This window comes from Arthrobacter sp. ok362, from assembly GCF_900102785.1.
Lineage (GTDB): Bacteria > Actinomycetota > Actinomycetes > Actinomycetales > Micrococcaceae > Arthrobacter.
In genome coordinates, this window is sequence record NZ_FNGC01000006.1 from 152648 (window position 1) to 165372 (window position 12725).

Consider the following 12725-nt stretch of genomic DNA (forward strand, 5'->3'; position numbering starts at 1 on the left):
CGGAAATACCGCAACGCTGGACCTGCGTCAGCGCGCTGTCCTAAGCAGACTTCCCTAAGGAGAACACCTGTGCCTGAAACCATGACCAACAAAGCCGACTTCTGGTTCGACCCGATGTGCCCCTTCGCCTGGGTCACCTCCCGCTGGATCGGCGAAGTGGAAGAAGTCCGCGACATCAAGACCGAGTGGCATGTGATGAGCCTGGCCGTGCTCAATGAGGGCCGCGAAGAACTGCCCGAGCAGTACCGGGAGTTCATGAAGAAGGCGTGGGCTCCTGTCCGCGTCATCACTGCCGCCGCTGAACAGCACGGTGCGCAGTACATCAAGCCGCTCTACGACTCCATGGGCACCAAGATCCACAACGAAGGCAACAAGGATATCGACGAGGTCATCGCCAAGTCGCTGGCCGAGGCGGGACTGCCGGCCGAGCTCGCGGCCGCCGGCCAGAGCGACGAATTCGATGCGCAGCTGCGCACCAGCCACGAGGCAGGCATCTCCCTGGTCGGCCAGGACGTGGGCACACCCGTCGTCGCCTTCAACGGCACGGCCTTCTTCGGCCCGGTCCTGACCCGCATCCCGCGCGGCGAGGAAGCCGGACAGATCTGGGACGCCACGGTGACCCTGGCATCCTTCCCGTACTTCTTCGAAATCAAGCGCAGCCGGACTGAAAGCCCGGTCTTCAACTAGGCCCGGAGACACCACGCCGCGCACCCTGCCCGGCCTGCCAAGAGCCCCCGTAGAACTACTCCGATGTAGTTCGACCGGGGCTCTTGTGCATGCCCATCCGGGGGACAACAATGGAACTTACCCACTTCGAAAGAAGAGGGACGCAGGAACCAAAGATTCAGTGACACTCATCCGACGCAGCCTTCGGCAAAGTCAGATGATGGCTACCAGTGACGAGGTAGGAAGACCTGAAAGTCTAAGGATCCCGCCAGATTGTCTAAGACGTCACGTGACAATCGAAAAGTCGAAGCCCCACCAACGGCTAAACGCTGATGGGGCTTCCCCTTTGCCCAAAAACTCGTCAGAGTGTGCCCCATGAGTGGTGTTCAGCGCAGTGTGCAGACGAGTGTCCAGGGCAGTGAACCCATCGCGGAGTACGCCCTCTTGTCCGACTGCTGCTCCGGTGCGCTGGTCAGTGCCGCCGGCTCCGTGGACTGGCTCTGCTTCCCCCGCTTCGACAGCCCCTCGGTGTTCGGACGGATCCTCGGCCCGGAGGCGGGATTCTGGTCGATCCGGCCCGCCGGCGCCCACTCCTCGACCCGGCGCTACCTCGGACCAACGTTGGTCCTGGAAACCACCCACACCACCGCCGGGGGGTCCGTGACCGTCACGGATGCCCTCGCCCTAGGGGAGGGCCACCGCGGCCACGAGCTCGGTGCGGACTCCCCGGGCACCCTCCTGCGCCAGGTGTCCTGCACGCAGGGCACCGTCGACGTCGATATTGTCCTCAGCGCCCGACCCGACTACGGCCTCGCCACGCCCCGTGTCAGCGTCGCCGACGGCGGCATGCTGGTTCGCGCCGGAGATGTGGTCCTGTCGTTCTCGACGCCGGCAGCGTTCCAGCTCAGCTCCGACACCGCACACGCACGCCTCACCCTCCGCGCCGGCGACATCGCAGGCTTTGCCCTCGACTTCAGCTCCGGAGACGCCGGCGGGAGCGGCGCCCCGGTGTTCTGGAGCCAGGCTGAGATTGGACGCAGGCTCGAGGACACCGTGCAGGGCTGGACCAGCTGGTCCGCGATGCACCAGAACTACCGCGGCCCGTGGCAGGAGCTCGTCGCAGGCAGCGGTAGGATTCTGCAGGCGCTGACCTACTACCCGAGCGGCGCCATTGTGGCCGCCCCGACCACGTCGCTGCCGGAGGTGGCCGGCGGCACACGCAACTGGGACTACCGCTACAGCTGGATCCGGGACGCCAGCATGACCCTGCAGGCGCTCTGGGTGGCGGCCTGCCCGGACGAGGCCGGAAAGTTCTTCCAGTTCCTGGCCACCGCGGCCGCCTCCCAGCTGGCCGCCGGCGAGGAACTGCAGATCATGTTCGGCATCGGCGGGGAGCGGGAACTCCCCGAACGCGAACTCGGCCACCTGCCGGGCTGGAGCGCCAGTTCCCCGGTCCGGGTGGGCAACGGCGCCTGGAACCAGCGCCAGCTCGACGTCTACGGCGAGCTTCTCGACGCCGCCGCGACCTTGCCGGAATATCTCGCGGAGCTGGCACCGGAGACACGGAGGTTCCTGGCCGACGCCGCGGACACGGCCGCCGCGCGCTGGCGGTCCGCCGATCACGGCATCTGGGAAGTCCGCGGGGAGCCGCGCCACTACGTGCACTCCAAGTTGATGTGCTGGGTCGCCGTGGATCGCGCCATTTCGCTCGCCGGAATCCTGCAGTCAACCGAAAAGATTCCGCGCTGGACCCAGGCGCGGGACGCGATTGCGGCCTCCATCCGCACCGAGGGATGGAGCGGGGCGGCGAACGCCTACACCCAGGCGTACGGCTCCGAGGACCTCGATGCTTCGGCCCTGATGCTGGCCATCGTGGGATTCCTGCCGGCGGACGATCCGGGCATGATCGCCACGATTGAGGCGATCGAGGAGCGGCTCACGGACCCTCGCGGGCTCGTGTATCGCTACCTGGCCGACGACGGCATGGCGGGGGAGGAGGGTACGTTCCTGCTGTGCACCTTCTGGCTGGCGCACGCCCTTGCCCTGGCCGGACGCACCCAACAGGCCCGTGCCGTCTTCGAACGGGCCGCCGCGTTCGCCACGGACCTTGGCCTGATGGCCGAAGAGGTCGCCCCGGACAGCGGTGAACTCCTGGGCAACTTCCCGCAGGCGTTCAGCCACATCGGCCTCGTCAACGCGGCCTGGGCGATCAGCCAAGCGGAACGGCAAAGCCGGGAGTTCGGCGTATAGCAGTTGAGGCCGACCCGCGGACCGGGACCGAAGGAACAAGCCCTGTGGCAACGGTGTTGGGCGGTTTCTCACAAACGTCGCAACGGGCTCGATTTGAAGGTATCAGTATCCCTGTTTGGTAGGACTGTTAGTCGAGAATGGAGGTTTAATCGCAGCTTGGAATGGCGCGGTGTGGTCAGCTTTGGACGCGCTGCCGGTACTGCCGGGGTGTTTCGCCGGCGTCGTTGAGGAAGTGCCGGTTGAAGTTGGACAGGTTCGAGAAGCCCACTTCATAGCAAATGTCGGAGATCGCTGTGTCGCTGTGCTCCAGCAGGCGCCGCGCATGGGCGAGCCGAAGTTTGCGGACCAGGTCACTGAAGTTCTGGCCGGTGGCGCGCTTGAAGTATTTCGAAAACGTCGGCTCCGACATTCCCACCAGCGCTGCAGCCTCGGACATCTTGACGCTGCCGGCGTGATTGGTGAAGACGTACTCCAAGACGAGGTCCACCACGGCCGCGGCCTGGCCGTCCAGCTGGGGCCGGAACCATTCGTCGGCCAGGTAGCGCCGTTCCTCTTGGGGCGCCCGCGCCAGAATTGTAAATAGCTCCAGGAGGTGGTGGAGCCGCTCCAAGCCCGTGGAGGTGCCCATCGCCTCGATGGACGTTGCGGCCGACGCGGCTGAACGGCCCAGGAACTCGACGCCCCGTGCGGACTGTTCGAGCAGGGGTTTGAGCTCGGCCATTTCAGGGACGAGGGAAGCGGTCTGCTCGACCCATTTTCCGTCAAACTGAATGATGGCGTCCCGGTTCTCCAATACTTCGCCGGGCTCAAGGTCGCTGACCCAGTCATGCGGCAGCCCCGACCCCACCAGCGCCACATGTCCGGCCTCGAACGTGCCGATATGGTCTCCCACGATGAACTTTCCGCTGCCCTTCCGGATCAGGTGGATCTCGTACTCAGGGTGATAGTTCCAGCGCGCCACCGGACTGGGATAGTCGTGCTCATGCCACCGGACCGAATGGTTCGGGTCCTCCGGAATGACCTCCCGGTTCGCACGCATGCCCAGCAGCCTTTCTGCAAGCCGGGCCGAAGCGCCGTCAATGGGGTCTGCACCGTCGCTGGGCTCGGCCGCGCTCATCCTGTTCCTCCTTGGGTTTATGAAAAATGGACAGCGTCTTTGGTCGTCTTCTACCTAGGGTAGCGCCTGGCTTCGGGCCAGTCAGGAAAATAAGTATCAGAAAATGGCAACGACGGCGCTAGTTGTGTGCTACCCCACAGGCCTAAAGTTGAGGAAACATCAGCGAGGTACCCGGGCTTCCAGGCCAGGTCCCGCTTTCGGCGCCGCACCCCGACACAGCAGTCGGAGCGCAGGTCGCACTGCACCCCCTGAAGAACAAAGGAGTCCTTAATGCGCGCAAAAATACGCGTCGCCCTGGCGGCAGGCGCCCTGTGCGTGGCGCTCAGCGCCTCGGCCTGTGCGGGTGCCGGCGGCGGCAATTCCGCTGACCCGAACAGTATCAATGTCCTGATGGTGAACAACCCCCAGATGGAGGACTTGCAGCGGCTCACCGCTGATAACTTCACCAAGGAAACCGGAATCAGGGTCAACTTCACCGTCCTGCCGGAAAACGACGTCCGCGCCAAGATCAGCCAGGAGTTCTCGAGCCAGGCCGGCCTGTACGACGTTGCCTCGCTGTCGAACTACGAGATCCCGTTCTATTCCGCCAACGGCTGGCTGGCACCCCTGGATGCCCTGGCCAAGGACCCCGAGTTCAACCAGGCGGACATCCTGCCGGCCTACACGGCGTCGCTGACCGGCAAGGACGGCAAACTCTACGGCGAACCGTTCTACGGAGAATCGTCCTTCCTGATGTACCGGAAGGACATTTTCGCGGCCAAGGGCTTGACCATGCCGGAGAAGCCCACCTGGGACCAGGTCGCCGATCTTGCTGCCAAGGTTGACGGCGCGGTTCCCGGGATGAAGAGCATCTGCCTGCGCGGCGAGCCCGGCTGGGGCCAGGTCTTCGCACCCCTGACGACCGTGGTGAACACTTTTGGCGGGACCTGGTTCGACAAGGACTGGAACGCGAAAGTCAACGCTCCGGAATTCACCGCGGCAGTTGATTTCTACACCAAACTGGTGCGCGACCACGGTGAAGCGGGAGCGGCCCAGGCCGGGTTCACCGAGTGCCTGACCAACATGAGCCAGAGCAAAACCGCGATGTGGTACGACGCCACCTCCGCCGCCGGATCCCTGGAAGCCGAAGACTCACCGGTGAAAGGAAAGATCGGTTACGCCCAGGCCCCGGTAAAGGAGACCAAGTCCTCGGGCTGGCTGTGGACCTGGTCCTGGGCCATGCAGGCGGCCTCCAAGAAACAGGACGCCGCCGCTAAGTTCATCGCCTGGGCCAGTTCGAAGAAGTATGAGGAACTGGTCGCAGCCAAGCTCGGCTGGTCCAAGGTCCCGTCCGGCAAGCGCATCTCCACCTACGAGAACGCCGACTTCCAGAAGGCCGCACCGTTCTTCAAGGCCGAACGCTTTGCCATTGAAAACGCCGACCCGAAGAACCCCGGCGTGCAGCCGCGTCCGGCTTCCGGCATCCAGTTTGTCGGCATTCCCGAGTTCGCCGCCCTGGGCACCAGGGTGTCCCAGGGGGTGAGCTCCGCCATTGCCGGCCAGGGCACGGTCGCCGACGCGGTAGCCAAGGGGCAGGAAGCCGCACAAAAAGTCGGCGACAAGTACAAGTAATCACCTCCGAATAATCACCACCGAACCGCAGGAGAACATCATGACTACCGCAACGGCGCGCGTCTCCCGGCACGGGAGCAGCACAGCCAAACCTTCCAAGAACGCCAGAGCGCGGGAACGCGCCGTGGCCTGGGCACGGCGCGGACCGCTGCTGCCGGCCCTGATTTTCCTCATCATCGTCACCCAGCTCCCGTTCGTGGTGACCCTGATCATTTCGTTCCTGAACTGGAACAGCCTGAGCCCGGCCAAGACCGGATTCGCCGGGTTCGAGAACTACGTCCAGGTCCTCACCGACCCCTACTTTCTGCAGGCCATTGTCACCACCATCATCGAGACCGTCTCGGTGGTCCTGGCCAGCCTGCTCCTCGGCCTCGGCCTGGCCCTGCTCCTGGACAAGAAGTTCATGGGCCGCGGGCTGGCCCGGACCCTGCTGATCGCACCCTTCCTCATCGTTCCGGTGGCCGCGGCGCTGATCTGGAAGCACGCCATCCTCAACCCCGTCTACGGCCTGATCAACGGCACCCTCACCTGGGTCTGGTCGCTCTTCGGCTCCGACACCCCGCCCCAGCCGGACCTGCTGTCCTCGGCGCCGCTGATGGCCATCATTCTGTCGCTGGTCTGGCAGTGGACCCCGTTCATGATGCTCATCCTGCTGGCCGGTCTGCAGTCCCGCCCGATGGACACCGTGGAAGCGGCCCAAATGGACGGTGCCACCCCCTGGGCAATTTTCCGCCACCTCACCCTGCCGCACCTGCGCCAATACCTGGAGCTCGCCGGATTGCTCGGCGCCATCTACATCGTGCAGAACTTCGACGCTACCTTCGTCATCACGTCCGGCGGCCTGGGCACGGCCAACCTGCCCTACGCCATCTATGAGACGTTCTACTACGCCAACGAATACGGCCTGGCCTCCGCCGCCGGCGTCGTGGTGGTCATCGGCACCATCATCGTGGCGACCTTCGCACTCCGCACCGTATTCTCGCTCTTCAAGAAGGAGGCAGCACGATGAGCACACTCACCCCGGCCGAGCCCAGGTCATCAGTCCCCGTCCCGCCCGTTCCGAATACGGGTTCCCGGCGCCGGGGCAAGTCACGTATGGACCCCACGCGCAACAACACAGCCGCCGGCATCGCGGCCTGGCTGCTGGCCCTGCTGTTCGCCGTGCCGGTCCTGTGGATGTTCCTGACCTCGTTCCACTCCGAAGTTGACGCCGCGACGAACCCGCCCTCCATCACTGCCGGCCTTAACCTGGACGCCTACAAGGAGTTCTTCGGAGCAACTTCCGGCGTCAGCCCCTGGCCGTCGCTGATCAACTCCGCCACCGCTTCGATCTTCTCCACCCTCCTGGTCCTGCTGCTGGCCATCCCGGCCGCCTACGCCCTGTCGATTAGGCCGGTGAAGAAGTGGACTGACGTTCTGTTCTTCTTCCTCTCCACCAAGATGATGCCCGTGGTCGCCGCCGTCCTGCCGCTCTACCTCTTCGCCAAAAATGTCGGCGCGCTGGACAACATCTGGTTCCTGGCCCTGATGTACACGTCGATGAACCTGCCCATCGCCGTGTGGATGATGCGCTCCTTCCTCGCCGAAGTGCCGGTCGAAATGCTCGAAGCCGCCCAGATCGACGGGGCCGGCCTGCTGCTGACGCTCCGGAAGGTCATCGCCCCTGTGGCGATGCCCGGCATCGCCGCCACCGCCCTGATCTGCTTCATCTTCAGCTGGAACGAACTCCTCCTCGCCCGGGTCCTCACCGGCGTCGTGGCCGGCACCGCCCCGGTCTTCCTCACCGGCTTCGTCTCCGGCCAGGGCCTCTTCCTCGCGAAGGTCTGCGCCGCCGCCGTCGTGATCTCCCTGCCCGTTCTCTTCGCCGGCTTCGCCGCCCAGGACAAACTCGTCCAGGGACTGTCCCTCGGCGCAGTCAAGTAACCGACCATCTCCCCTTCGATCTGCACAGGAAAAAAGGAATACTTCGATGACAACATCAACCGCACAGTCCCGCACCCCCGGACATCCCGAAGTACCGGCCACCATGCGCGCCGCCGTCCTCCAGCGCCAGGGCGATATGGCCATGGAAACCCTGCCCGTCCCGCAACTGGACCCGGACCAGGTCCTCGTGCAGGTCGCCGCCGTCGGGGTCTGCGGCAGCGACGTCCACTACTACGAGCACGGCCGGATCGGCGACTACGTCGTGGACCACCCGCTGATCCTCGGCCACGAGCTCTCCGGCCGGATCGCCGCCGTCGGAAGCGCCGTGGACCGCGCCCGCATCGGCCAGCGGGTCGCCGTCGAACCCCAGCGGCCGTGCCGCAAATGCAAACAGTGCAAAGCCGGCCGGTACAACCTCTGCCCCGACATCGAGTTCTACGCCACCCCGCCGATCGACGGGGCCTTCGCCGAATACGTCACCATCCAGAGCGACTTCGCCTACGACATCCCGGACAGCGTCAGCGACGAGGCGGCAGCCCTCATCGAACCGCTCTCCGTCGGCCTCTGGGCCTGCGAACGCGCCCAGATCAAGCCCGGCAGCAGGGTCCTGATCGCCGGAGCCGGCCCCATCGGCATCATCGCCGCCCAGGCAGCCCGCGCCTACGGCGCCAGCGAAATCTACATCAGCGACATCGCCGAAGACCGGCTCGCGTTTGCCCTGGAACACGGCGCCACCCACGCCCTCAACGCCAGGACCGACACCGTCGAAGGACTCGACGTCGATGCGTTCATCGACGCCTCCGGCGCCCCGCAGGCCGTCCGTTCCGGAATCAAAGCCGTAGGCCCCGCGGGCAGGGTCATCCTGGTCGGGCTCGGAGCCGACGACGTCGAACTCCCCGTCTCCTACATCCAGAACCGCGAAATCTGGCTCTCCGGCGTCTTCCGCTACACCAACACCTGGCCCCTTGCCATCCAGCTCATCGCGGACGGGAAGGTGGACCTGGACATCCTGGTCACCGGCAAGTTTGCCCTGGCCGAATCCGAAGAAGCCCTCAAAGCAGGCAAACAGGCCGGACAGCTCAAAGCCGTCGTCTACCCGGGCCGCTAGGCCCCGCAGTTCCGGGACATCATCAACCACGCTCAGCACAAACCTGCAAGGAAGCAGACATGCCACCACCCGAGAACGGTCCACACCCAGACCTATCTGACAACGTCTCCCTGATCACCGTCATCGGCGAATCACTCGTCGACATCATCGATGACCCGCGCCGAGGAACCACCACCCCCGAAACCCACCCCGGAGGCAGTCCCCTGAACGTTGCCGTCGGCTGCGCCCGCCTGGACCTCCGAACCAGCCTCATCACCCACTTCGCCGAAGACCGCCATGGCCGGATGATCGCCGAGCATCTGGAAAGCAACGGCGTCCGTCCCATCGTCGGCGGTTCGCTGCCGACATCAACCGCGCTGGCATCCCTGGACGCCACCGGAGCCGCGCAATATTCGTTCGCCGTCACCTGGGATATCAACGGAGCCTCCATCCCGGCCTTGTCAGCAGTGGAGAGCTCACTCCATGTCCACACCGGCTCCATCGCGACGGCGCTCCCCCCGGGCAGCACGTTGGTACGGGGACTGATCGAGGCGGCCCGGCCCCACGCCACCATCAGCTTCGACCCCAACTGCCGGCCCGCCATCAGCCCCGAACCGGCGGTCGCCCGCCAAATGGCAGAAGACTTCGTTGCCGTCGCCGACATCGTCAAAGCCAGCGACGAAGACCTCCGCTGGCTCTACCCCGATCGGACCCAGGACGAGTCGATGGCAGCCTGGCTGGAGCTCGGACCATCGTTGGTGGCACTGACTCGTGGCGCCGAGGGCCCCGTGATCCTCACCCGGCGCTGCCGTGTGGAGATGCCCGGAGAGTCCGTCACCGTGACCGACACCGTCGGGGCAGGGGACTCCTTCATGGCCGCACTGATCTCCGGACTCGCGCAACTGGACGTACTCGGGGGCGCATCCAGATCACGCCTGCAGGACCTCAACCCGGACGAACTGCACGCCTTGGCCTCATACGCGAACAAGGCCGCTGCGATCACATGCTCCCGGCAGGGAGCAAATCCACCCGCCTCCGGAGAAATGGGATCCATGACCGGATTCTTTGCTGCATCGGGGGGATAGCCCGCAGAAGGCGGTGTGACCCTTTAACGTTTGCACGCACCGCGGTGTCTTGGACGACTTACTGGTTCACTGCGTGTCGGAGAAAGGTCCTTCACTGTGCACTTCACTGGACGGGGCCCTGCTGGCCGCACCGCCGGTGCTGACGCGCTTCGAGACGTCCTTCAAAATCTGAGGCGCCCGGACGGCAAAGACCCGGTAGACAAAAGGACCCCCGGCCCGGCCTGGGCCGGGCTGAGGGCCCTCTTCCTCGGTATCGACGTGGCCGCAGGCCTTACGCCTGGGCAGGCGCCTCGGCCGGAGCCAGTACGACGTCGCTCACGGCCAGTTCGCCCTCGCCGGCGACCAGCGCCAGTTCACGCGCGTTGGCCGCGGCCTTGAGGTCGGCGAGGCCGGCCTTCAGCTGCGTCGTCAGGGATTCCGAGGCCGTGATCGTCGCGGACAGCACCTCGGTGCGCTGCTTGACCTTGGCCTCGGACTTGGCCTTGCGGATGCCGCTGAGGGCGGTGCCGACCGTGGCCAGGAGGGTGGTGTCGCCGTCGACCGCGACGGCGGACGGCCACTGGGCCCGGTGCACGGAACCGGTGCGCCACCAGCTCCAGACCTCCTCCGTGGCGAACGGCAGGAACGGAGCGAAGAGCCGCAGGAGGGTGTCCAGGCTCGTCGCGAGCGCGGCCAGCACGGATGCCTGCTGCTCCTCGCCGGCCGCACCATAGGCGCGGTCCTTGATGAGCTCAACGTAGTCGTCCGTGAAGTTCCAGAAGAAGCTCTCGGTGATCTGCAGGGCCCGGGCGTAGTCGTAGCCCTCGAACGCCTTGGTGGCCTGTGCGACAACGTCGGCGAGCTGGGCAAGGACGGCGCGGTCCAGCGGGTTGCTCAGCACCGATACTTCGCCGGAAACGACGGAGTCCTCGGTGGCGCCCAGGTTCAGGACAAACTTGGAGGCGTTGAGCAGTTTGATGGCCAGGCGGCGGCCGATCTTCATCTGCGCGATCTCGTAGGCGGTGTCCGCACCGAGTTTGGCCGAGGCCGCCCAGTAGCGCACAGCGTCCGAGCCGTACTCCTCGAGGACATCGGTGGGCACAATGACGTTGCCCTTGGACTTGGACATCTTCTTCCGGTCCGGATCCAGGATCCAGCCGGAGATGGCCGCGTGCTTCCACGGTGCGGTCTTCTGCAGCGCGTCGGCGCGCACGGCGGAGGAGAAGAGCCAGGTCCGGATGATGTCGTGCCCCTGCGGGCGCACGTCGAAGGGGTAGACCTTGGCGAAGAGCGCCTCGTCGGTGCTCCAGCCGCCCACAATCTGAGGCGTCAGCGAGGAGGTGGCCCAGGTGTCGAGGACGTCCGCGTCGCCGGTGAAACCGCCCGGCACATCGCGCTGGGCTTCCTCGTAGCCGGGGGCGGCGTCGGCGGCCGGGTCCACGGGGAGTTGGGCGTCGGACGGGACGATCGGGGCGTCGTATTCGGGGTTGCCGTCGGCATCGAGGGGGTACCAGACCGGTACCGGCACGCCGAAGAAGCGTTGGCGGGACACGAGCCAGTCACCGTTCAGCCCCGAGATCCAGTTCTCGTAGCGGGAGCGCATGAAGGCGGGGTGGAACTCGATCTCGTTGCCGCGGCCGATCAGGCGTTCGCGGCGGTCCTCGTCGCGGCCGCCGTTGCGGATGTACCACTGGCGCGAGGTGACGACTTCGAGGGGCTTGTCGCCCTTTTCGAAGAAGTTCACTGGGTGCATGATCTTCTTGGGCTCGCCGTCGAGCAGTTCCGCGGCGGCCAGGAGCTCCACCACGCCTTCCTTGGCGCTGAACACTGTCTTGCCGGCGATGGCCGCGAAGTTGGCGCGGCCTTCTTCGGTGGTGATCCACTCCGGGGTCTCGCCGATGATGCGGCCGTCGCGGCCCACGATTGCGCGGGTGGGCAGCTGCAGTTCGCGCCACCAGGTGACGTCGGTAAGGTCGCCGAAGGTGCAAACCATGGCGGCGCCGGAGCCCTTGTCCGCCTTGGCGAGCGGGTGGGCCTTGACCTCCACCTCGACACCAAACAGGGGAGAGGTGACCTTCTTGCCGAACAGCGGCTTGTAGCGCTCGTCGTCGGGGTTCGCCACGAGCGCGGCGCAGGCGGCCAGCAGCTCAGGGCGGGTGGTCTCGATGAAGATCTTCTCGCCGTCTTCGGTGAAGAACGGGTAGCGGTAGTAGGCGCCCGCGACTTCACGGTCCTCCAGCTCGGCCTGGGCCACCGCGGTGCGGAAGGTGACATCCCACAGGGTGGGCGCCTCGGCCATGTACGCGTCGCCGGCGGCCAGGTTGGCCAGGAAGGCCCGCTGCGAGATCGCGCGGGACTTGTCATCGATGGTCCGGTAGGTCAGGTCCCAGTCCACGGACAGGCCCAGGGTCTGGAAGAGGTGCTCGAAGACCTTCTCGTCCTCGACCGCGAGCTCTTCGCACAGCTCGATGAAGTTCCGGCGCGAGATGACGTCGAAGTCGCGCTGGTTCTTGGCGGGCTCGGCCGGGGGGCGGTAGCCGGCGTCGTAGGTGACGGTGGGGTCGCAGCGCACGCCATAGTAGTTCTGCACGCGGCGCTCGGTGGGCAGGCCGTTGTCGTCCCAGCCCATGGGGTAGAAGACGTTCTTGCCGGTCATGCGCTGGTAGCGCGCCAGGACGTCGGTCTGCGTGTAGGAGAACATGTGTCCGACGTGGAGGGATCCCGACGCCGTGGGCGGGGGAGTGTCGATCGAGTAGACCTGCTCCCGGGTGGTGTCCGGGTTGAACTTGTAGGTCCCTTCGTCAAGCCAGCGCTGCGTGAGCGCGTCTTCCAGCCCCTCCAGGGCGGGCTTGTCCGGAACGTTGATGGGGGCGGTGGTGGGCGTGTCTGTACCCTGATTGTCTTCAGCCATGGGCCAATTCTTCCACTAACTGACATCCCCTGATGTACGGGAAGGGGCCGGCGGCGGGTTCTCTGGGTGTGGAAGCAGCGGAAGTAACGTGAAGTA

The 12725-nt window shown here is 65.6% G+C and carries 9 protein-coding genes; 7 read left to right on the forward strand and 2 right to left on the reverse strand.

The genetic code is table 11. The features are described 5' to 3' along the window. Window positions 1–81: 81 nt before the first annotated feature. Window positions 82–687, forward strand: coding sequence for a mycothiol-dependent nitroreductase Rv2466c family protein (locus BLQ10_RS09930; protein WP_091561521.1), 606 nt, complete (start codon window positions 82–84; stop codon window positions 685–687). Window positions 688–1041: 354 nt separating this feature from the next. Continuing rightward, window positions 1042–2916, forward strand: coding sequence for a glycoside hydrolase family 15 protein (locus tag BLQ10_RS09935; protein WP_091561278.1), 1875 nt, complete (start codon window positions 1042–1044; stop codon window positions 2914–2916). Window positions 2917–3091: 175 nt separating this feature from the next. Here the strand turns inward: BLQ10_RS09935 and BLQ10_RS09940 are convergent, their stop codons facing one another. Beyond that, complete coding sequence (locus tag BLQ10_RS09940) at window positions 3092–4033, reverse strand: AraC family transcriptional regulator (RefSeq protein ID WP_091561281.1); 942 nt, start codon at window positions 4031–4033, stop codon at window positions 3092–3094. A 270-nt stretch (window positions 4034–4303) separates the two neighbouring features. Between BLQ10_RS09940 and BLQ10_RS09945 the strand changes: the two genes are divergently transcribed. From BLQ10_RS09945 to BLQ10_RS09965, 5 genes are read left to right on the forward strand one after another with little or no spacing between them, the layout of a single operon-like run. Next, the gene (locus BLQ10_RS09945) at window positions 4304–5644 is read left to right on the forward strand and encodes an ABC transporter substrate-binding protein (protein WP_091561282.1); all 1341 of its coding nucleotides are present in this window, start codon (window positions 4304–4306) and stop codon (window positions 5642–5644) included. A 40-nt stretch (window positions 5645–5684) separates the two neighbouring features. Further along, on the forward strand, window positions 5685–6653 hold the full coding sequence (locus BLQ10_RS09950; protein WP_091561287.1) for a carbohydrate ABC transporter permease: 969 nt from the start codon (window positions 5685–5687) through the stop codon (window positions 6651–6653). Next, window positions 6650–7567 (forward strand): carbohydrate ABC transporter permease, encoded by a 918-nt coding sequence (locus tag BLQ10_RS09955; protein WP_091561300.1) that lies wholly within the window; start codon window positions 6650–6652, stop codon window positions 7565–7567. The genes BLQ10_RS09950 and BLQ10_RS09955 overlap by 4 nt, the downstream gene beginning before the upstream one ends. A 46-nt stretch (window positions 7568–7613) precedes the next feature. Further along, a complete protein-coding gene (locus BLQ10_RS09960) occupies window positions 7614–8675 on the forward strand; it encodes an NAD(P)-dependent alcohol dehydrogenase (protein ID WP_091561301.1) in 1062 nt (353 codons plus the stop codon). A 59-nt stretch (window positions 8676–8734) separates the two neighbouring features. After that, window positions 8735–9739 carry a carbohydrate kinase family protein gene (locus BLQ10_RS09965; protein WP_091561302.1) on the forward strand — a complete coding sequence of 335 codons (1005 nt, stop codon included), beginning with the start codon at window positions 8735–8737 and terminating at the stop codon, window positions 9737–9739. A 271-nt stretch (window positions 9740–10010) separates the two neighbouring features. Here BLQ10_RS09965 and valS read toward each other — a convergent pair whose 3' ends face one another. Then, window positions 10011–12629: a valine--tRNA ligase gene (valS, locus tag BLQ10_RS09970; RefSeq protein ID WP_091561303.1), complete on the reverse strand. Its 2619-nt coding sequence runs from the start codon at window positions 12627–12629 to the stop codon at window positions 10011–10013. Window positions 12630–12725: the final 96 nt, after the last annotated feature.

Excerpts from the sequence above, each read along its gene's own strand:
- BLQ10_RS09930 (WP_091561521.1), top strand. The coding sequence starts at position 82 with ATGACCAACAAAGCCGACTTCTGGTTCGACCCGATGTGCCCCTTCGCC.
- BLQ10_RS09935 (WP_091561278.1), top strand. The coding sequence starts at position 1,042 with ATGAGTGGTGTTCAGCGCAGTGTGCAGACGAGTGTCCAGGGCAGTGAA.
- BLQ10_RS09940 (WP_091561281.1), bottom strand. The coding sequence starts at position 4,033 with ATGAGCGCGGCCGAGCCCAGCGACGGTGCAGACCCCATTGACGGCGCT.
- BLQ10_RS09945 (WP_091561282.1), top strand. The coding sequence starts at position 4,304 with ATGCGCGCAAAAATACGCGTCGCCCTGGCGGCAGGCGCCCTGTGCGTG.
- BLQ10_RS09950 (WP_091561287.1), top strand. The coding sequence starts at position 5,685 with ATGACTACCGCAACGGCGCGCGTCTCCCGGCACGGGAGCAGCACAGCC.
- BLQ10_RS09955 (WP_091561300.1), top strand. The coding sequence starts at position 6,650 with ATGAGCACACTCACCCCGGCCGAGCCCAGGTCATCAGTCCCCGTCCCG.
- BLQ10_RS09960 (WP_091561301.1), top strand. The coding sequence starts at position 7,614 with ATGACAACATCAACCGCACAGTCCCGCACCCCCGGACATCCCGAAGTA.
- BLQ10_RS09965 (WP_091561302.1), top strand. The coding sequence starts at position 8,735 with ATGCCACCACCCGAGAACGGTCCACACCCAGACCTATCTGACAACGTC.
- valS (WP_091561303.1), bottom strand. The coding sequence starts at position 12,629 with ATGGCTGAAGACAATCAGGGTACAGACACGCCCACCACCGCCCCCATC.